Origin of the sequence: Serratia sp. (in: enterobacteria) (assembly GCF_051654945.1) — a bacterium.
Lineage (GTDB): Bacteria > Pseudomonadota > Gammaproteobacteria > Enterobacterales > Enterobacteriaceae > Chania.
This window is the reverse complement of sequence record NZ_JBOFZA010000067.1, coordinates 59074-79705: the sequence shown is the minus strand read 5'-3', so window position 1 is coordinate 79705 and position 20632 is coordinate 59074. Positions and strand designations below refer to the sequence as shown.

Here is a 20632-nt window from a genome sequence, read left to right as displayed (position 1 = left end):
TTATTGTCTTAAATATAAAAGCGCCGTGAATTCTTTGGTCACGGACCTTAATTTATCACGCCTTTAAAAACAACCTCTTAACAGTCGGTTTTAGATCTGGCGCAATAAAATGGCCGATGTTGCGAGCATTTTAAAGTAAAAAGCTTATGCATTAAGGGCATAGCGCACACTAATAGAAAATAGTGCCTGGCTTTTCACGAATGCGTTAACCGGCGGTTACATTACACCCTTACGTAACATCAGAACAACATCATTTTAATAACATTTTCGTTACCGGAGAGCTGGCTCGCTTCCCGCACCGAAAGGGCATATTCATGAGCTTCGGATTTTGTTAAAATCGCCCCCTTGCCTTTCTGTCTGGGCATTATTACTTTTCCAGGCAGCCTCCATATTGCATAAAAATGCATTTATATGCATAATAATCAGCTCTATTACCAACATTCTACGGTGCAAAATGCGTAATCCCGCAAAGCAGGAAGATCTGATCAAGGCGTTTAAGGCGTTATTGAAAGAAGAAAAATTCAGTTCTCAAGGCGAGATCGTTTTGGCGCTGCAAGAAGAAGGCTTCGAGAACATTAACCAATCCAAGGTTTCTCGCATGCTGACCAAGTTCGGGGCGGTACGCACGCGTAATGCCAAGATGGAGATGGTGTACTGCCTTCCGGCCGAACTCGGTGTCCCTACCACCACCAGCCCACTGAAGAATCTGGTGCTGGACGTGGATCATAATGACGCGGTGGTGGTAATCCATACCAGCCCTGGCGCTGCGCAGCTGATTGCCCGCCTGTTGGACTCACTGGGCAAATCCGAAGGGATCCTGGGCACCATTGCCGGTGACGACACGATTTTTGTCACCCCGGCCAGCTCCTTCACCGCGCGCCAACTGTTTGAAGCCATCCTCTCGCTGTTCGAACAGGAGCTTTGATGCCTTCGGTACAGCCTGCGGCTTTCCGTCGCGGGCTGTTCATCCTTTATTAACCATTCCGTTACTTCTTCCGCCGTGCCTACCACGTTTAAAACTGCCAATAAGCCGACCTACAGCACATATCAATGACATTTTTGCGTAGCTAGTGATAGTGACTGGAAGTTTCCGCACTTTTAGTCAAAAGCACTTAGCTCATTGAAATTACATAAATTTAACATCAAAAGTGCATTTTATCGCCGTTTTTTATTCCATTAGGTTATTAAAAGTGACACTTACCCTAATAAAGTTTCACTAGAAACTGTTAGCTAGCTATTAATTTTTAGCGTTACTAGATGTATACTCATTTTCGTGACGTAAATCACAGTTCATTGGAACTGATAAAAGAATACGAAGAGGATAAATCATGAAAATTAAAACTACCGTAGCAACCATTAGCCTGCTGTCCATGCTGTCTTTCGGTGCATTCGCAGCACAATCCATTGACGCAACGCAGGCTGAAAAACTGCAATCTGCCGGCACAATCACCGTCAGCGGCGTGGGTGCAGCACCTTCAGATATCCGTCAGGCACTGTCTGCCAAAGCCGATGCCCAAGGCGCGACCGCTTACCGTGTCATCGAAGCTCGTAGCGAAGGTAACTACCACGCTACCGCAGAAATTTATAAATAAGTACAAGATGTTATGTGCTTAGCGCACAGCAACTCTCTGGTAAAAAACTAAACAGATAACTGCCTTCAAGTATAAAAAACGCGATCAAGCCCTTCCAGGCCGTTATCTCTGAACGATTAAGGATCCAAGTATCATGAACATGAAAACTACTCTCGTTGCACTTAGCCTGCTGTCTGCCGTTTCTTTCGGTGCTTCTGCAGCTAACCTGGTGACTGATGCCCAAGCAAGCAACCTGCAATCTGTCGGCACTATCACCGCTAGCGGCGTGGGTGGCGCACCTTCTGATATCCGTCAGGCGCTGTCTGATAAAGCGGACCAGCAAGGGGCCAAAGCCTACCGGGTGATCGAAGCCTATGAAAATGGCAACTGGCACGCAACGGCTGAAATCTACAAGTAATAAACCGAGGTCGCATTTACTGAACTGATTACCCTCGTCACTGCCACTGCCGAGTTCTCAGGTAAACGCTATTATCCTCGGAAATTGTCGTCGTCCTATCCGACGAACCCCATTGCCCTCGCTCGCGAGGGCTTTTTTATGGGTGCAAAAAAGGCCTCATAAGCGATCTGGCTTATTCCCAATGTACGACCGGGGAACATCATTGGCGCTTGTTTAGGGAGAGGGGGGTCCAGAGCTGCTATTAGGTACAGGAGGTTATCTATAGCACGGTCAGTCCCCTCTCCTTTTGGAAGAGGGGCATTAGAGAGGATTAATAGGTTTCTTTCGGTTCGGCCTTGTTCGCCAGCCCTGCCAACAGTTTGTCATGAATACCGCCAAACCCGCCGTTGCTCATCACCAGAATATGGTCGCCAGGCTGCGCGGTTTTGACGATCATCTCCACCAGCGTATCGAGATCGGCGCTCCAGTGTGCGGGCTGGACGCAAGCTTCGGCAACTTCCGCTACCTGCCACGGAATATGGTGGGGCTGGTACAGGAACACTTCGTCGGCACGGCCAAGTGAAGGAGCCAGATCGTTTTTGCTGATCCCCATTTTCATGGTATTCGAGCGCGGCTCCAGCACGGCCAGAATGCGCGCCGTGCCGCCCACTTTGCCACGCAGTGCCGCCAGCGTGGCCAGAATAGCGGTTGGGTGATGGGCAAAATCGTCATAAACGGTGACGCCATTGGCTTCGCCGCGCAATTCCAGACGGCGACGGGCATTGATAAAGTCACCCAGCGCACGGCAGGCATCGGCTGGCTGGACGCCAACATGGCGGGTGGCGGCGATCGCCATCAGGCCGTTATGCATGTTGTGTTCACCCACCAGCGACCAGTTAACCTCACCCACTTTCTCGCCGTTGAGGAACACTTCGTAATGGCTGGCATCCGTGGTCAGTTTGTGCGCGCGCCATGCGCCCCCTTCCCCGACCCACTCCTGTTCGCTCCAACAGCCCATCGCCATCACCTGTTTCAGATGAGTGTCGTTTTCCGGCAGGATAATCTTGCCTTGGCCTGGCACCAGACGCACCAGGTGATGGAACTGCTTCTGGATCGCTTTCAGATCGTCAAAGATATCGGCATGATCGAATTCAAGGTTGTTCATGATCAGCGTACGCGGGCAGTAATGAACGAACTTGGAACGTTTATCGAAGAAGGCACAGTCATACTCATCGGCTTCGATGACAAAGAACGGGCTGCCGCCAAGACGGGCCGAGACATCAAAGTTACCCGGAACGCCGCCGATCACAAAGCCCGGCTGGTAACCGCAGGCTTCCAGGATCCAGGTCGCCATGCCGGCAGTGGTGGTTTTACCGTGCGTTCCCGCTACCGCCAGCACCCAGCGATCGCGCAGCACATAGTCATGCAGCCACTGAGGGCCGGAAACGTAAGGAATACTCCGTTCCAACACCGCTTCTACGCAAGGATTACCACGGCTCATGGCATTGCCGATAATCACCAGATCCGGAGCCGGATCCAACTGGGCAGGATCGTAACCCTGGATCAGATCGATCCCCTGTTTTTCCAGCAAGGTGCTCATCGGAGGATAGACGTTGGCATCTGAACCGGTCACCTCGTGCCCCAGTGAACGAGCCAACATGGCCAGCCCACCCATAAAGGTGCCGCAGATCCCAAGAATATGTATGCGCATTAGGTTTCTCATTTTAGTGCATCGATTTACTGCCTATTCTAGCGCTCTGAATCGCTCAGAAGAAATGGATTTGCCTATGAATCGCAACTTGCTTTGGGCTACACTGCAGTCGAAAACGTTGGCGGTATGTTAACAAGCCGCTATCCATCCGTAGATTCAGGGATTGTGTCATGAAAACGTTAGGCGAATTTATCGTCGAGAAACAACACGACTTCTCTCACGCCACCGGTGAGCTGACCTCATTACTTTCTGCCATTAAACTGGGTGCCAAAATCATTCACCGTGATATCAACAAGGCAGGTTTGGTTGATATCCTGGGGACTAACGGCATTTCGAACGTTCAGGGTGAAGTTCAGATGAAACTGGACCTGTTCGCGAACGAGAAGCTGAAGGCAGCGTTGAAGGCGCGTGGTGAAGTTGCGGGCATCGCTTCGGAAGAAGAAGACGAGATCGTGATTTTCGACGGCGAGCGAGCTGAGAATGGCAAGTATGTAGTGCTGATGGATCCGTTGGACGGTTCGTCCAACATTGATGTGAACGTCTCTGTCGGGACGATCTTCTCTATCTATCGCCGCATCACCCCGATTGGCACGCCAGTCACCGAAGAAGATTTCCTGCAGCCTGGCCATGCCCAGGTCGCGGCCGGCTATGTGGTTTATGGCTCCTCCACCATGCTGGTGTATACCACCGGTTATGGCGTACATGCCTTTACCTACGATCCGTCTCTGGGGGTATTCTGCCTCTCCCACGAGAAAGTGCGCTTCCCGGAAAAAGCCAATATGTATTCCATCAACGAAGGTAACTACATCAAGTTCCCGCTCGGGGTGAAGAAATACATCAAATACTGCCAAGAGCAGGATGAAGCAACGCAGCGCCCTTATACCTCACGCTATATCGGTTCACTGGTTGCCGACTTCCACCGTAACCTGCTCAAAGGCGGCATCTATATCTACCCAAGCACCGCCAGCCATCCTCAGGGGAAGCTGCGTCTGCTGTATGAATGCAACCCGATGGCATTCCTGGCCGAACAGGCCGGCGGTAAAGCCAGCGATGGTAAAAACCGTATTCTGGATATCGTGCCGCAACAGCTGCACCAGCGTGCGCCATTCTTCGTCGGCACTCAGTCGATGGTAGAAGATGCAGAGCGCTTTATTGCCGATTTCCCAGACGAATAAGCAATATAAATCAGGGGCGGTAACTCTACCGCCCCTTCGTATCACAGTTTGAATACCGCCATGCTTTGTGCCAACGCCTGAGCCTGTTCTTCCAGGGAGCGCGTTGCCGCCGCCGACTCTTCCACCAACGCCGCATTCTGCTGCGCCACCTGGTCCATCTGCACCACCGCCAGATTCACCTGCTCGATACCGCTACTTTGTTCGCGGGTTGCCGCCGAGATTTCACGCATCAGCGCCGTAACGCGCCCGACTTCCCCCGTAATGCCGTTCATGGTCTTCGCCGCAGTCGCCGCCATCTGTTCACCTTCCCGCACGCGGTGTTGTGAAACCTCGATCAGCCCTTTGATCTCTTTGGCCGATTGCGCACTGCGCTGGGCCAGGCTGCGCACCTCACCGGCAACCACCGCGAAGCCACGGCCTTGCTCCCCTGCTCGTGCCGCCTCTACCGCTGCGTTGAGCGCCAGGATATTGGTCTGGAAGGAGATACCGTCCATCACGCTGATAATGTCGGCAATGCGTCGGGAGCTGTCGGTGATGGCCTGCATCTTGCTCATCACCTGACTGACCACGTCACTGCCCTGCTCGGCAATATCGGAGACGCTCAGCGCTAACTGATTGGCCTGTTCGCAATTTTCGGCATTCATTTTCACCGTAGAGGTCAACTGCTCCATGCTGGCGGCGGTTTCCTCCAGTGAAGCGGCCGACTCCTCCGTGCGCTGCGCCAGATGAACGTTACCCGCGGCCAACTCGCGTGAGCCGGTATCGATCTGGCTGCTGGCATCGCGGACTTTGCCGACCGACATCACCAGCGACTGCTGCATACGCTGCATGGCACGCACCAAGCGCCCCATTTCGGTATCACCTGCACCGGTAATGTCGTGGGTCAGATCCCCGGCGGCGATATGTTCCAATTGGACGATCGATTCATCCAGCGGGCGCAGCAGGATCAAACGCAGCGCAAACCAGGCCAGCACCGCCAGTAACACGCTAAGCAGTCCGGCGGTGACGATCAGGATAATCTTGGTGCTGGCATTACTTTCCGCTTCATGAACATGCTGTTGGCCAATCTCCATCGCAAATGCACGAAACTCACTGAGATCGGCTTCAAAAGCAATGCTCAGTTTAGAGATGTGGTTCTCCTGAATGGCGTAATAGTCATCCAGTTTGCCCGCTTTTATCGCCGCAGCCATCGGCGCAATGCCTTGTTCAAGATAGGCGCGATAGCTGGTCTGCATACGCAAAGAGAATTGGCGGCCCTTCTCGGTCACGGTTCCCACGTCGACAAAGCGCGCCATCTCCTTTTTCGACTGTTCCAGATAACCATAAATACGCCCAACCGAGGCGTCAGCAACCTCAATCTGACCAATCTCGCGTTGGCGTACCGCCAGCGAGGCGGCCGTCCTGGCCCGTAGCGCCAGGTTGGAGCTATTAGCTAACGAACCAAGCTCTTCCCCAAGGATCTGGTTTAGCGTCTGTAGCGAACGCGAGCCTTCATTAATCGCTTTTACCCCGATAATGCTGACAACAATCAACAGCAACGTCATCAGGCTCAACAGGGCAATCAGCCCGGCCTTAACGGTGATCTTCTTTAACATGAGTGTTTCCCGGCTTTAGAAAAAAAGTAGCTTCAGATGTAGAGGAGGCAAAAGGCTGGATCGTTATTATTTGAGGAAGTTATCGGCAGAAGGGGAAGAAACTTCACTGCTAAGGGGATTATTCTGGAAATGTTCCTGTTATCGGCCAGGCTGCGGCTCAATGATGAAAAGGACGGGAAATCACAAAAGAGTCCGCTATAATAGCCGCCACTCCATTTCTGGTTTGATTAAAGGAAACCGACATGAGCTTGAACCTGGTCCCTGCTGGCAAAGACCTGCCAGAAGACATCTACGTAGTTATCGAAATCCCGGCTAACGCCGATCCAATCAAATACGAAATCGACAAAGAAACCGGCTCGCTGTTCGTTGACCGTTTCATGTCCACGGCGATGTTCTACCCGTGCAACTACGGCTACATCAACCACACCCTGTCACTGGATGGTGATCCGGTAGACGTGTTGGTGCCAACCCCGTATCCACTGCAACCAGGCTCAGTGATCCGCTGCCGCCCAGTTGGCGTGCTGAAAATGACCGACGAAGCCGGTGAAGATGCGAAGCTGGTTGCCGTACCGCACAGCAAACTGACCAAAGAGTACGATCACATTAAAGATGTGAACGACCTGCCAGAACTGCTGAAAGCGCAGATCACCCACTTCTTCGAGCACTACAAAGATCTGGAAAAAGGCAAATGGGTAAAAGTTGATGGTTGGGCAGACGCTGCTGCAGCCAAAGCTGAGATCGTCGCTTCTTTCGAACGCGCCAAGAAGTAATTCTCGCCCGTACTGATGAAAAAACACCGCCCAGATGAGCGGTGTTTTTTTTACTGCTTTTCGTCAAGTCGCTTTAGCCAGTCACCGCTTTCAATCTGCGGGAAACCGTCCACGCTGTGTCGATACAGGTAGATCCACGCACTGCCATAAGGCGTGCGGATCAGCTCGCGCTTATAGTCTTTGGTATTGCTTTTCAACTCATCCAGCTCGGCCAGAATCGATGAGTTAATACGATACACTTCGCAGTGTACCGTGCCCTCTCCAGGGATCGCAGCCGGGTAGTGGCCCAGATTATAAAGCTGGTAGCCTTCTAACTCATGTTCACCCAACCATTGGGCGTTGGTCATCCAATGGCTGTTTCCCTGTTTGCGTCGTAAACTGCCGTAGACAATTATTCGCATAGCTAAAACTCAAACTGATAGAGCACATCGAGTGCCTGGTCTAGACCAGACACCGCTTCCAGATACAACCTAGGCATCAGGCGGTATCGCAACGTCAGCGTGGCCAATGAGTCGAAAATCCCCACCCCATATTTTACTTGTAAGCCGGGGAGGACATAGCCGCTCACCACCACCTGAGAGCTGTCACCAACTCCCTCGGTATCAAGGGCCAGATTACTTACGCCAAACGCCTCGCCGATTTTACCCACAAGTTGACCACTTTGTGCAACCCCCATACCAATTAACATTGAGGTCATGGCATTACCATCGGCTCCGCTAGACCCCAAACCCTGGCCACGTAACAGGTAAGACAGGGCTTCTTGCTGAGACATGGCCGGATCGGAGAACACTTCCAGCCTTGGCGCATCGGCCATACCGGTCACGCGGACACCTGCGGTTACGTTGTTTTCCGTCGCATCAGGATTGCGGATCGCTTCGATATTCAGCAGCGGTTGATCCGGTGGCCCAGAGAAGAGCAGTTGGCCTTTGCGCACAATCAGATCCTGACCATAAGCATGGAAACGCCCCGATGGAATATTAATCTGTCCATGAATCCCAAGACCGTTCCGGTCTTGCGCTACGCGTAGATCGCCACGCAGGCTGGCTTTCAGGCCAAAAGCATCCAGACGCACGTCGTTGCCCACGCGGATCGTCAGATTACTGTTAATTGGGATCCCTGCCGTCGCCGGTTGGATCGGTTTGAGCTGGTTATCCAGCATCACTTCATCAGGCGAAACCCCAACCGCACTTTCTGGCAATTCCTGCACTTTGATACGCGCCCAAGGGATAGCCACGGACCCGTTGAGCGAGAACAGTTGTGGCGTAGCGTCAAACACCACATCCGGTGAAACATCGATACGTATCATTGGCGGTAGGGTCACCCGCAGCCGATTGCCCTTAGCCGCAATCCGCGCTCGCCACGCGTTGATATCCCGCCAATCTGCATCCCCTGACAGATTCAGTTGCCCATGTGTGGTTGCCAGCAATCCTTCCAGAGACGAGGTCATGCCGTTGAAGTTCAGCGTCAGGCGGCCATCGGTCATATCGAATGGCATCCAGTGGCCAACGATCGCCACCTTATCCAGCGCCAGACGGCCAAAGACCAACGGGTTCTGCGCATTGCCCCCTAATTGCAGGTTGGCATTCAGCATCCCCGCCGCCTTCTCACCCTGCGTCAGTATCGGGTTAAGCAGCGCCAGCGAAACATTGGTGATATTGACGTTGCCGCTGATGGCGCGGCGCACCTGTGGATCGGTGATCTGCACGTTGCCGTTAAACTGGCCGTTATTAGCCAGCTTGATCAGCCAGTCAGCCTGCGCCCGACCATTGTTCAGGCCCGCATTCAGATTCAGCGTGTCGAAAGCGATCGGCAGTGCATTGCCTTGCACTTGCTGCACCACTTTCACCCCTTTGCCCACCAATGAGACTCTCGCCTGTGGCAACGCGCCACCCGGCTGCCAACTGACGTCTGCCTGGCCGCTAAAGACACCGCTCATGGCGGTATCCGGCCCCAGGAAAGGTTTGATCATCGCCAGGTCGAAGCGGTTGAGTACCACGCTAGCCTGGCCGCTGGCACCCGCCTCGATGGTTCTTGGTACGCACAGCTCGGCATTCGGGTTCACCCAGCAATGCGGTCCTATGCTGACCTTCTGTTGCGTATTCAGATAATCCAACGCGATGGCACGGGTCAGCCGCCATTCACCCACCGGCGTATCAAAGCGGGTGTTGTTCAAGGTGCCGCGCCAGCGCTGTTGCTGGCGATCAAAGCTGCCCTCCAGGGCCAATTGCCCGGAAACCGGCTTGCCATCGATATTCACTTGCAGCCGATGTTGGCGCTCGCTTCCTCGGGCATCCAACGTCAATAGATTGATCTGTAATGCATCCTGCTTGAGCTGTTCTACCCGTATCGCCAGTTGCCCCTGGATCTGATCGCTGGAGCGGACATCGCCATCGATCTTCACCCGATTGACGTGCAACGCTTGCCATTGCAAGCCTGTCGCGGTCAGGTCTGCCAACAGTTGCGGCGCCTGCAAATTCCCGCGCAGCTTCAACTGCCCACGGACATTACCAGCCAGGCCCGGCAATGCGCCATCGAGATGTGCCGCATCTACGTTGGCATCCAACAGCCAATTTTTCTCATCCAACTGGCCTTTAACGCTGAGCGTATTACGCCCCAACGCCAGATCGATACCGGGGATCGTCCACTGACCAGCCGCATTACCACGTAGGGAACCGCGCGCCGATACTTTGTTTTGTTTCACGTTGCCGTCTAGCTGCAACACCGGCACCTGCAATTGCCAACTGCCGCCGTGCAGGCTGCCACGGGTGGTGATTTTACCTTCCAGCTGCGCAGGCCATTCCGGCCATTGCCTGGCGGTATTGATGCCCGACAGCGTCAGTTGTGAGGTCCAGCTGATCGCTTTGCTCCAGTCCACCAGCGCCGTCAGATCGGTATTGCCTTCCAACGCAACCAGGCGCAGGCGCTCGAGCCTGAACTGCTCGAGATTACCTTTACCATCCAGCTGTAGCACTGCCGGTGGCAGATCCTGGCCTTTGAAGTTGGCACGGGTGGATAATGCATAATCTTCGGCCTTGCCGTTAAAGCGCAGGCGGAAGTCATTAACCTGATACTGTGCCTCGCCGGTCAGCGGCCATCTCAGCTGTTTGCTTTGCAGCGTCAGCGCCAACGGCAAGCCAACCTCTGCCAGTTGGGTTTGTACATCCAACTGCGCCCCGACCGGGCCTGACAGGTTAAGCGCCACCTTCAGCTCTTCACGCAGGCCGCCGGTCACATTCAGCTTCACCTTCTCGCCTTTCAGCGGATCGATGTTCAGCGTACTGTTGGCCACCATCTCCACCGGCCAACTGCCGGTCAGCGTGGCCTGCCCTTTGGCGGAAAGCATGCCCTGCGGCGATCTCACGTCAAAGCGATCCAGCTGAATATGCTGATCTTTGGTGCTGGCCTGTAGCTGCAAACGGGTAATTGAGACTTCGGTATCCCCAGTCAGATGCAGCTGCTCGCCGTTGATTTCCTGAATAGTCACATCGAGCGGCAGGCGAATTTCTGGCAGATCCGGCAACAGCGGTTTGGCAAACAGCGCATGCAAGGTTTCAGCCAACGGCTTTTCTTCCGCTGGCGGTGGCACCAACGCAGGCGCAACCGTCACGTTCTCTGCCACCTTGTCCGCCACCTTCTCCGCTGCGGGCTGTAGTGCTTCCGGCAGAGGATTCACCGGCGTTTTTGGCAACGCAACCAGCACCGCACGGATCGTGGTTGGCATCAGCGTCAACGCGCGTTCTTGCCACTGTGCGCCGGTACTGAATTCCCCAAGCGAGATCGCGGTATCGTCCACGGTGACTTTGACGTTGTTCAAAGCCAGTTTGCGCAAGGTAATAGGGTATGGCGTGCTAAGCTCGGTAAGCGGCTCGCTGTTTTCCGCAGCCGGTGCGGAAGGCGCCATTTCGGCGGTTTTCACCACCACATCGACATCCTGCGCGGTCAGCGCATTCACGCACAGCGAACTGCGCTTAAAACAGGAAAGATCGAGCGAGAGATGGAACTGCCCGGCGTGAACCGCCACGCCAGGCATCTGATACTTCACGCCTTTCAAGGTCAGATCGCGCCAGCCGCCGCTGACCGCTGCAATTTCCAACCCAGGCACCCAGCGCGCAGCGCCGTTGATCACCATATGCAGCCCAGAAGTGGTTCCAAGCAAGAACGCCAGCGTGCCGATCAGCAGCAACAGCAGGATTAAAAATCCCAAACAACTCTTTTTTACCAGGCTCATAGTTCAGGCCCCAAACCGATATAAAACTGTAGGCCGTGGGTCTCTTGATCCCCAACCGGCGCGGCGATATCCAGTTTCACCGGCCCTACTGGCGATTCCCAACGCACACCGACACCTGCACCAGTCTTGAAATTGCTGTCTGAGAATTTATTGACCGCCTGCCCGGAATCCACAAACATCGCCCCCCACCAGCGGCCGGTGACGTTATATTGGTACTCCAGCGAGCCAGTCACCATTTTAGAGGCACCGGCCAGCTTGCCGTCATCGCCACGTGGGGAAATGCTCTGGAATTTATAACCCCGGATACTGCGATCGCCACCGGCGAAGAAGCGCAAATCCGGTGGGACTTTGTCAAAATCGTTAGTTTCGATCCAGCCAACCTGGCCACGCACCACAAAGCGGTTTTTCTCCCCCAAGGTGCGGATCCAGACGTTCTGCGCCTGCATCAACGCAAAATCGACCCCAGATCCCCAGGTGGTGTCTGACACGTCGATGGAATAGCGCTGACTGTCACCCCACACCGGCATCATACCGCCGCGTGAACGTGTACGGTTGATGGTCACACCTGGGTAAAGCAGCATGGTGGTATTGGTGACGGTACCTTGGGTAAAGTGGTCCAGACGCCAGCTGAGGTTAATCGCACGCTGCCAGCCGCTGGAGAGATCCCAGTTACGTGACGCCACGACCTTGGTACTGTCAGATTGGGTATCGTTCAGGTCCGTTCGTTTGAAACCGGCCTGCAACAGATAATACTGTTCAAGCGGATTGCGGAGCAATGGGATCCTATAGGTCAAATCCAGCTGCTGTACCGGCTGAGAGATACTGGCAGCGGTTATCAGGCTATGGCCGCGATCGTTTAGCCAAGGCTTTCGCCAGGTCCCCAGCACTCGCGGACCAATGTCGGTAGAAAAGCCGCCCCCCATTTCAACGATATTGCTGCTACGCGGAGTCACCACCGCATCTAACGGCAAGATCTTGCTCTCTTTAGAGTCGGTGAAATCTGGGGACACGACTACCGAGTTGAACCAGTTAGTCGCAGATAAACGGCGATTAAGCTCGGCCAGATCGTTGGAGTTGTAATAGTCCCCCTGATGGAAGGGAACCAGGTTCTGCAGATAATCCTCGCGTATCTGCGAGCCTTTAAACACCACTTTGCCAAAGTGATAGCGATCACCGCTGTCAAAATCGATATCCCAGAACGCTTCGTGTAACTCTTCCGCCACACCCAGTTGGCTCTTGAGCATTTGGGCATCAAAATAGCCTTTACGCAGCGCCAGATTGGTTAGCGAGCTTTTAAAGCTGTCGAACTGGCCATGGTTGAGGATTTCGCCAATGGTTGGCCGATCGGTTCTGACCAGATTCAGGTAGTCTTCGTCAGTTTTGGCGCCACCTTGCAGCTCAATATCCACACCCGCAATGCGCACTGGCTCACCAGGATTAACCTTGGCGATTAATAATGGCCGCGAAAGCTTTGGGTTATCGTCGAAGGTGAATTCAATCGTGGGTTGATAATAGCCCAATGGCCGCAACCCCAGACGGATAGCAGCATCCACGCGGGCGCGAAAACGCCCCTCGGCGTTGACCTCCTCAGGTGTAATCGCCGAAAGACGCACGCGAACATTACGTTCCAAATCCCCACTCAGGCCATCCACCTGAAGCCGCACATTCGCCGCGAATACTGACGGCGTTACGAATAGCGCACATAAAACGCAAAGGACACGATATCGTGGCACAGGTGCTCCTTAATTGATTTTTCTGTCCTGCCAGTACCTTTGCTCTGGTGCTGTAGCGGTGCTGCGCTATCAGACTGCCCACTTTACCTTTAGATCCCAGACGTTGCCCATACGGCGTCGCCCGTTACCGAAAACAAGACGCATTCTTAGCTTTTGGCGCTCAAAATACTGCGTTAAGCTGATACATAACGTTAGATAGGGCTTATTGTGAGCAAAGAAGCGACCAGTTACAACTGACACGCGTCTCTATTAGGCTAATTCTTATTATGGCAACAGGAGTCAAACGTGGTGCAATCTTTTGATAAGTCTCAAAACATCGACAAGGCGAGTGCGCTTCCTGGCCGTACAACGCCAATGCCCGTCGCTACGCTTAACGAAGTAACCGGCCATTCCATGACCTTCGTGCCCGAGGGGATGGCAACGGCCATCTTTGGCATGGGGTGCTTTTGGGGTGTCGAACGCCTGTATTGGCAACAACCGGGTATTTATAGCACTGCCGCGGGTTACAGCGGTGGCTATACGCCAAATCCCACCTATCGTGAGGTATGCAGCGGTCAGACTGGGCATGCCGAAGTGGTGCGCATAGTGTTTGACCCGCAGGTCATCAGCTATCGTCAACTGTTGCAGGTCTTTTGGGAAAACCACGATCCTGCGCAGGGTATGCGCCAGGGCGGAGATATCGGCACCCAATACCGCTCTGCTATCTACTACCTGGACGCAGAACAACAGGCCGAAGCGGAGCAAAGCCTGCAACGCTTCCAGCAGGCGATGGATAAGGCGGGCGACAAACGTACCATCACCACCGAAATCGCACCGGCATTACCTTTCTACTATGCAGAAGATGACCACCAGCAATACCTGCATAAGAATCCGGGTGGTTATTGTGGCCTGGGTGGCATTGGGGTTTGCCTACCTCCACAGGGTTAAGCTGCTAATTTTTAACCACTGGCGGCCCTCACGGGGCAACTGCTATACTGTGTTGGGTCGCGTTTGCGGCCCCGCTTTTGTGGGCGCGTCAGACAACGCCCTTTGACTCAATTTTTACACGGTATTACCCCTCCGAAAGAGCGCCGCCATCTCGTCGGCACCAATGGATAGACTATGTTAAACAGTATTTTACTGATTCTTTTTCTGATCGCAGTGAGTGCGTTTTTCTCGCTTTCAGAAATCTCTCTGGCTGCATCACGCAAGATCAAACTCAAACTGATGGCTGATGAAGGTAACATCAACGCCGCCAGAGTCCTCAAGCTGCAGGAAACGCCGGGTATCTTCTTTACCGTGGTGCAAATCGGCCTTAACGCCGTCGCCATCCTCGGCGGTATCGTCGGTGACGCAGCCTTCTCCCCCAGCTTCAAAGTGCTTTTCGACCGTTTCCTGTCCCCTGAACTCTCCGAGCAGATCAGCTTTATGTGCTCGTTTGTGATGGTGACCAGCCTGTTCATCCTGTTCGCGGATTTAACACCGAAGCGCATCGGTATGATTGCACCAGAGACGGTTGCCGTCCGGATCATCAACCCGATGCGTTTCTCGATCATGCTGTTCCGCCCGCTGGTCTGGTTCTTCAACGGCATGGCCAACCTGATCTTCCGCATGTTCAAGCTGCCGATGATGCGCAAAGACGACATCACCTCCGAAGACATTTACGCGGTGGTGGAAGCCGGCGCGCTGGCCGGGGTTCTGCGCAAGCAGGAACATGAGCTGATTGAAAACGTCTTCGAGTTGGAATCGCGTACCGTGCCCTCTTCGATGACTTCCCGAGAAAGCGTGATTTACTTCGATCTGCGCGAAAGCGAAGACAGCATTAAAGAAAAGATCTCCACCCATCCGCATTCCAAGTTCCTGGTCTGCGACGGCCATATCGATCAGGTGGTCGGCTATGTCGACTCCAAAGACCTGCTGAACCGCGTTTTGGGTAATCAGAGCCTGGTGCTGAGCAGCGGCGTACAGATCCGCTCGGCGCTGATCGTGCCGGATACCTTGACCCTGTCAGAGGCGCTGGAAAGCTTTAAAACCGCCGGTGAAGACTTTGCGGTGATCCTCAATGAATATGCTTTGGTAGTCGGTATTATCACGCTGAACGACGTGATGACCACGCTGATGGGCGACCTGGTCGGCCAGGGGCAGGAAGAGCAGATCGTGACACGTGATGAGAACTCGTGGCTGATTGAAGGCGGGACGCCAATCGAAGACGTGATGCGGGTACTGCATATCGATGAGTTCCCACAGGCTGGCAACTACGAAACCATCGGCGGCTTTATGATGTACATGCTGCGCAAGATCCCGAAACGCACCGATTTTGTGAAGTATGCCGGTTACAAGTTTGAAGTGGTCGATATCGACAGCTACAAGATTGACCAGCTATTGGTCACCAGGCTGGTCGATAAACCGATCACCGTGCTGCCGAAAGCCCCGGACGAAACGCCCCAGGAATAAAACAGTAGCGGCCCCTAAGGGGCCGCAGTTATTTTTTTGCAGGGTACTCCATAGATCGCGTTTTTAGCCCATCTCTGTCTGCAGCAACAGCACCTGCCGGTTGACCTCTGACATCACGTTGAAGTGGCGTTTGTCACGAATTTTCGGCAGCAGGATTTTCCCTTTGTCGAACTCGAACGCCCCCACATCTTTGATGTACAGCCGCCCCCGGAACAGGGTTTTTACATACGTCGCCACTTTCAGTGGGTTATAACGCTGGAAGATTCTCATAGTTGTTACTCTCCTCCCGTTGGATCCATGCGCTCAGCGAGCGGCCAAAGTGGCTGCCTCGACATTCGGAACGCAACTTGATTGCTTTCAAGTAGACTGAGTAAAGACCATTTCGTTCAACTTTGCCTGGATTTCTATCCTGGATTTACACTTATTGACAGAATTGTGTATACCTATTTATAACCTTTGCAGTATATCCATTCAAAAAGCACGTGATTGCCCTCCGAAGGAAAAAACTGCGATCCGGCTAACAGGACAGACCTCGGATGAGCACCTATGCTTTAACCACCCAGCGTCATATTGATACTTATTTCCCTCTGCAGGAGAATGCATGAAAAATAGCATGCTAATTATATCGCTGCTGTTGGCCCCAATGTTGGCCTCTGCTCACAACTTTCAGCTCCAACAGCGCGTTGCGCCGATCGGTGTCAGCGATAAAGGCGAGTTGGACTATGTTGATAACAAGTTTAGCTACAAAGGGTGGAATAGCGCGCAGCTAAGTGGAAAAGTGCGAGTGGTGCAGCATATTGCCGGCCGCACCTCGGCCAAAGAGCTCAACGATCCGCTGATCGAAGCCATCAAGGCCGCCAAGCTACCGCACGATCGTTACCAAACGACGACCATCGTCAATACCGACGACGCCATCATCGGTACCGCCGTCTTTGTGCGTAACAGCATTGAAGGTAATAAGAAGGAGTTCCCCTGGTCGCAGTTCATTGTCGACAGCAATGGCAACGTCAAAAAAGCCTGGGATCTGCAGCCGAAAGGCTCGGCGATTGTGGTGCTCGATAAGGCAGGCAAAATCCAGTTTGCCAAAGATGGCGCACTGACGCCGCAAGAGGTGCAGCAGGTGATGGAGATGCTGCACCAGTTGCTGAAATAGCGTTTAAACGGCGTCCCGCGCGGCGATCGGCGGGACACAAGCTAAAACAGTGAAACCCGGAATCCTGGGTTCAGGAAAGACTCACGCGGAGTGTACATCAGCGTTTTACCCTGCCAATCGTGGATCTGGGCTCCGGCCGCTACCGCCACCGCGTGCCCTGCCGCCGTATCCCAGATATTGGTTGGCCCAAACCTTGGGTAAAGTTGCGCCCGCCCTTCCGCCACCAGGCAAAACTTCAGCGATGAGCCTACCGAGATGGTTTGGTGCTCGCCCAGCTGTTGCAGATAATCCTGTAATTCATCATCGCTATGGGAGCGGCTGACCACCACCAACGGGGGTTGGGCATTGCTGACGCTAATCTCAAGGCGTCGGCCCCCTTCTTCCTTCCAGGCCTTGCCGCGTTCGGCCAGATACAGCACGTCCATCGCCGGGGCGTAGACCACGCCCATTACCGCCTCACCCTCTTCGATCAGCGCGATATTGACCGTGAACTCACCGTTGCGGTTTAAGAACTCTTTGGTACCGTCCAACGGATCGACCAGCCAGTAACGCGTCCAGTTGCGGCGGACTTCCCAGGCGGGTGGATCTTCCTCAGACAGTAACGGGATCTCTGGAGTCAGCGCCGCCAGACCCTGCTTGATAATATGATGCGCGGCAAGATCTGCGGCGGTCACCGGTGAATCGTCTTTTTTCTGTGCCACATCAAGCGGTTGTTCACCATGATATACCGCCATGATCGCCGTACCCGCTTCGCGGGACAGCTGGCAAATCTGTTCCAACATAGTGCACCTCAGACATTCAGCTCCGTGGGAAATTTCCCTCATCGATAACTTGCAGCCTAGTTATTTTTCCACAGAATATCCATCTCAACCCGCTAAGCTGCGGTATTTATTCAAGTCTTCTTCGTCACAACTTTGCATATCTCTGCGTTACATTCGGCCAGATTCTGCCAGACTTCACAGTTTATTGAGAGTGATAATGATAATTACATATCCGTTTGAGATATCCCTCGAAGAATAACCCAATGGAGATAACCATGATCAAGCGCCCTCTGGGGCTGTCTGCCCTGGCCCTGCTGGTTTGCGCCTCAACGCAGGCGGCGACGGTTGACCTGCGCGTGCTGGAAACTACCGACCTGCACGGCAATATGATGGACTTCGACTATTACAAGGATAAGCCCACCGACAAATTCGGCCTGGTGCGAACCGCCAGCCTGATCCAACACGCTCGCCAACAGGTGATCAACAGCGTATTGGTCGATAATGGCGACATCATCCAGGGCAGCCCAATGGCTGATTATGCGGCCGCCAATGGATTGAAGGCTGGCGATATCCATCCGGTTTACAAGGCGATGAATACGCTCAATTACGTGGTGGGCAATATCGGTAATCACGAGTTCAACTACGGGCTGGACTACCTGAAGAAGGCCCTGGCCGGAGCAAAATTCCCCTACGTCAACGCTAACGTCATCGATGCCAGCACGCAAAAACCGCTGTTCACTCCCTACATTATCGTTGATACCCCGGTAAAAGACCGTGAGGGCAAAGCACATACGCTACGTATCGGCTATATCGGCTTTGTGCCGCCGCAGATCCTGGTATGGGACAAGGCCAATCTGCAAGGGAAAGTGACCGTCAACGACATCACCGAAACCGCCAGACGCTACGTACCGGAAATGCGCAAACAAGGTGCCGATCTGGTTATCGCCATCCCCCATTCTGGCCTTTCCAGCGATCCCTATAAGGCGATGGCGGAAAACTCGGTGTACTACCTCAGCCAGGTGCCAGGCATCGATGCCATCATGTTCGGCCATGCTCATGCCGTGTTCCCCAGCAAGGACTTTGCCAATATCCAAGGGGCAGATATCGATAAAGGTTTGCTCAATGGCGTACCTGCGGTAATGCCGGGCCAATGGGGCGATCACCTCGGCGTGGTGGATCTGCAATTGAATAACAACACGGGCAGCTGGCAGGTTACCGCCGCGAAAGCGCAGGCCAGACCCATCTACGACAAAGAGAACAAACGATCGTTGGCAGCAGAAGATCCCACGCTGGTTACAGTGCTAGAGGAGGATCATAAGGGCACACGTGAGTTCGTCAGCAAGCCTATCGGTAAGTCCGACGGCAATATGTACAGCTATCTGGCCCTGATCCAGGACGATCCTACCGTGCAGATCGTCAATAATGCGCAAAGAGCCTACGTTGAGCACTACATTCAAGGCGACCCGGATCTGGCCGATCTGCCGGTATTGGCCGCCGCAGCACCGTTCAAAGTGGGGGGACGCAAGAACGATCCTGCCAGCTTTGTCGAAGTGGAAAAAGGTCAGCTCACCTTCCGTAATGCCGCCGATCTTTATCTCTACCCCAATACTCTGGTCGTCGTTAAAGCCAGCGGTAGGGAAGTGAAAGAGTGGTTGGAATGCTCAGCCGGGCAGTTCAATCAAATTGACGTCAACAGCAGCAAACCGCAGGGGCTGATCAATTGGGACGGTTTCCGTACCTATAATTTTGACGTGATCGACGGCGTCAATTATCAGATCGACGTCAGCCAACCGGCCCGTTACGACGGGGAGTGTACGCTGATTAATGGCCAGGCAGAGCGCATCAAGGATCTGACCTTCAAGGGCAAAGCGATCGATCCTGATGCCCAGTTCCTGGTGGCGACCAACAACTACCGCGCCTACGGCGGCAAGTTTGCCGGCACGGGTGACAAGCATATCGCCTTTGCTTCACCGGATGAGAACCGCGCAGTATTAGCAGCCTATATCAGCGCAGAAACCCAGAAGCACGGCGCAGTGCACCCGCAAGCGGACAACAACTGGCGTTTGGCCAGCTTCCAGAGCACCAAGCCGCTGGATATCCGTTTCGAGACTGCCCCAAGCGAGAAGGCTGCCGCGTTTATTAAAGATAACGCGCAGTACCCAATGAAGTCCGTGGGTAACGACAGCATCGGCTTTGAGCTGTATCGGGTCGATCTGCAAGCCAAGTAATTAACCGTCAGGCGCGCTACGGCGCGCCTTTTTTGGTTCTACCCCTTTTTATCCATGGCGCACCCTTTAAATTGCATTTAAAATACATGTTATAAATTTCTTCGTTTAAAGGGGCATCATCATGGATTATCGTAACCAATCCCTAGGCGCACTCGCCATCGCCATTCCACGTGCCAGCAAACTGTTCCGCGACTACGATTTGGACTTCTGCTGTGGGGGTAAACAAACCCTGGAACGCGCTGCCAGCCGCAAAGAACTGGATCTGGACAAGTTGGAAAGTGAACTGGCCGCATTGGCGGCAGAACCCGTAGATACGCGCGATTGGCGTCTGGCTCCGCTGGCTGAGATCATCGATTACATCCTGCCACGCTATCACCAACGCCACCGTGAGCAGTTGGCTGAGCTGGTATTGATGGCGGAAAAGGTGGAGCGTGTCCATGGCGATAAGCATACCTGCCCACGCGGGCTGGCCAAACAGCTAAACCTGATCCGTGTCGACCTGGAAAACCACATGATGAAGGAGGAACAGATCTTGTTCCCACTGATTAAACAAGGCATGGGACAACAGGCAGCGGGGCCGATTTCTGTGATGGAGCATGAACATGATGAGGCAGGCGAACAGTTGGAAGTGGTGAAATTCCTCACCAACAACGTGACGCCACCGGAAGGGGCATGCAATACCTGGCAAGCGCTGTACAACGGTATCAATACGTTTATCAGCGATCTGATGGAACATATCCATCTGGAGAATAATCTGCTGTTCCCTCGCGCTCTGAGCGGTAGATAACCCCCTCACCCTAGCCCTCTCCCAAAGGGAGAGGGGATATAACGTGCTACATATTAACTTCTACGTCTGGTTCTGCCCCTTTTCCTTTTG

At 53.7% G+C, this 20632-nt stretch carries 18 protein-coding genes; 10 read left to right on the top strand and 8 right to left on the bottom strand.

What is annotated here, in order from left to right; translation table 11 throughout:
- Positions 1 to 239: 239 nt before the first annotated feature.
- On the bottom strand, positions 240 to 365 hold the full coding sequence (locus ACRDCA_RS09395) for a hypothetical protein (RefSeq protein ID WP_438689276.1): 126 nt from the start codon (positions 363 to 365) through the stop codon (positions 240 to 242).
- An 89-nt stretch (positions 366 to 454) separates the two neighbouring features.
- Here ACRDCA_RS09395 and argR point away from each other — a divergent pair, with 89 nt between their 5' ends.
- The 3 genes from argR to yhcN (ACRDCA_RS09380) all read left to right on the top strand — a co-directional run bounded on the left by argR (position 455) and on the right by yhcN (ACRDCA_RS09380) (position 1989).
- The gene (gene argR, locus ACRDCA_RS09390) at positions 455 to 925 is read left to right on the top strand and encodes a transcriptional regulator ArgR (RefSeq protein ID WP_021179033.1); all 471 of its coding nucleotides are present in this window, start codon (positions 455 to 457) and stop codon (positions 923 to 925) included.
- Positions 926 to 1328: 403 nt separating this feature from the next.
- On the top strand, positions 1329 to 1592 hold the full coding sequence (gene yhcN, locus ACRDCA_RS09385; RefSeq protein ID WP_025122915.1) for a peroxide/acid stress response protein YhcN: 264 nt from the start codon (positions 1329 to 1331) through the stop codon (positions 1590 to 1592).
- A 133-nt stretch (positions 1593 to 1725) separates the two neighbouring features.
- Complete coding sequence (yhcN, locus tag ACRDCA_RS09380) at positions 1726 to 1989, top strand: peroxide/acid stress response protein YhcN (protein ID WP_021179031.1); 264 nt, start codon at positions 1726 to 1728, stop codon at positions 1987 to 1989.
- Between the two features lie 310 nt (positions 1990 to 2299).
- Here yhcN (ACRDCA_RS09380) and mpl read toward each other — a convergent pair whose 3' ends face one another.
- The gene (gene mpl, locus ACRDCA_RS09375) at positions 2300 to 3679 is read right to left on the bottom strand and encodes a UDP-N-acetylmuramate:L-alanyl-gamma-D-glutamyl-meso-diaminopimelate ligase (RefSeq protein ID WP_438689275.1); all 1380 of its coding nucleotides are present in this window, start codon (positions 3677 to 3679) and stop codon (positions 2300 to 2302) included.
- 170 nt (positions 3680 to 3849) lie between these two features.
- Between mpl and fbp the strand changes: the two genes are divergently transcribed.
- Positions 3850 to 4854, top strand: a complete 1005-nt coding sequence (gene fbp / locus ACRDCA_RS09370; protein ID WP_438689274.1) for a class 1 fructose-bisphosphatase — start codon at positions 3850 to 3852, stop codon at positions 4852 to 4854.
- Positions 4855 to 4895: 41 nt separating this feature from the next.
- Here the strand turns inward: fbp and ACRDCA_RS09365 are convergent, their stop codons facing one another.
- On the bottom strand, positions 4896 to 6449 hold the full coding sequence (locus tag ACRDCA_RS09365; RefSeq protein WP_438689273.1) for a methyl-accepting chemotaxis protein: 1554 nt from the start codon (positions 6447 to 6449) through the stop codon (positions 4896 to 4898).
- Positions 6450 to 6691: 242 nt separating this feature from the next.
- Between ACRDCA_RS09365 and ppa the strand changes: the two genes are divergently transcribed.
- Complete coding sequence (gene ppa, locus ACRDCA_RS09360) at positions 6692 to 7219, top strand: inorganic diphosphatase (protein ID WP_024483356.1); 528 nt, start codon at positions 6692 to 6694, stop codon at positions 7217 to 7219.
- A 50-nt stretch (positions 7220 to 7269) separates the two neighbouring features.
- On the opposite strand, the gene ACRDCA_RS09355 is transcribed toward ppa, so the two are convergent.
- Genes ACRDCA_RS09355 through tamA form a run of 3 tightly spaced genes read right to left on the bottom strand, consistent with a single transcriptional unit; the run spans position 7270 to position 13180 of the window.
- Positions 7270 to 7620, bottom strand: a complete 351-nt coding sequence (locus tag ACRDCA_RS09355; protein ID WP_438689272.1) for a gamma-glutamylcyclotransferase family protein — start codon at positions 7618 to 7620, stop codon at positions 7270 to 7272.
- Positions 7621 to 7622: 2 nt separating this feature from the next.
- Positions 7623 to 11447, bottom strand: coding sequence for an autotransporter assembly complex protein TamB (tamB, locus tag ACRDCA_RS09350; RefSeq protein WP_438689271.1), 3825 nt, complete (start codon positions 11445 to 11447; stop codon positions 7623 to 7625).
- Positions 11444 to 13180 (bottom strand): autotransporter assembly complex protein TamA, encoded by a 1737-nt coding sequence (gene tamA, locus ACRDCA_RS09345; protein ID WP_438689270.1) that lies wholly within the window; start codon positions 13178 to 13180, stop codon positions 11444 to 11446. The genes tamB and tamA overlap by 4 nt, the downstream gene beginning before the upstream one ends.
- Before the next feature lie 288 nt (positions 13181 to 13468).
- Here tamA and msrA point away from each other — a divergent pair, with 288 nt between their 5' ends.
- Positions 13469 to 14107, top strand: coding sequence for a peptide-methionine (S)-S-oxide reductase MsrA (gene msrA, locus ACRDCA_RS09340; RefSeq protein WP_438689437.1), 639 nt, complete (start codon positions 13469 to 13471; stop codon positions 14105 to 14107).
- Positions 14108 to 14281: 174 nt separating this feature from the next.
- Positions 14282 to 15613: a hemolysin family protein gene (locus ACRDCA_RS09335; protein WP_025122287.1), complete on the top strand. Its 1332-nt coding sequence runs from the start codon at positions 14282 to 14284 to the stop codon at positions 15611 to 15613.
- A gap of 63 nt (positions 15614 to 15676) precedes the next feature.
- Here ACRDCA_RS09335 and ACRDCA_RS09330 read toward each other — a convergent pair whose 3' ends face one another.
- Positions 15677 to 15883 carry a DUF1107 domain-containing protein gene (locus tag ACRDCA_RS09330; protein WP_025122288.1) on the bottom strand — a complete coding sequence of 69 codons (207 nt, stop codon included), beginning with the start codon at positions 15881 to 15883 and terminating at the stop codon, positions 15677 to 15679.
- A 331-nt stretch (positions 15884 to 16214) separates the two neighbouring features.
- Here ACRDCA_RS09330 and ACRDCA_RS09325 point away from each other — a divergent pair, with 331 nt between their 5' ends.
- Entirely contained in the window at positions 16215 to 16766 is a 552-nt protein-coding gene (locus tag ACRDCA_RS09325; RefSeq protein ID WP_438689269.1) for a YtfJ family protein, read from the top strand.
- 41 nt (positions 16767 to 16807) lie between these two features.
- On the opposite strand, the gene cysQ is transcribed toward ACRDCA_RS09325, so the two are convergent.
- Complete coding sequence (cysQ, locus tag ACRDCA_RS09320; RefSeq protein WP_438689268.1) at positions 16808 to 17548, bottom strand: 3'(2'),5'-bisphosphate nucleotidase CysQ; 741 nt, start codon at positions 17546 to 17548, stop codon at positions 16808 to 16810.
- 254 nt (positions 17549 to 17802) lie between these two features.
- On the opposite strand from cysQ, the gene ACRDCA_RS09315 reads away from it, so the two are divergent.
- Together ACRDCA_RS09315 and ytfE are read left to right on the top strand one after the other, a co-directional pair.
- Positions 17803 to 19755, top strand: a complete 1953-nt coding sequence (locus ACRDCA_RS09315; protein ID WP_438689267.1) for a bifunctional 2',3'-cyclic-nucleotide 2'-phosphodiesterase/3'-nucleotidase — start codon at positions 17803 to 17805, stop codon at positions 19753 to 19755.
- 121 nt (positions 19756 to 19876) lie between these two features.
- Positions 19877 to 20542 (top strand): iron-sulfur cluster repair protein YtfE, encoded by a 666-nt coding sequence (gene ytfE / locus ACRDCA_RS09310; protein ID WP_438689266.1) that lies wholly within the window; start codon positions 19877 to 19879, stop codon positions 20540 to 20542.
- Positions 20543 to 20632: the final 90 nt, after the last annotated feature.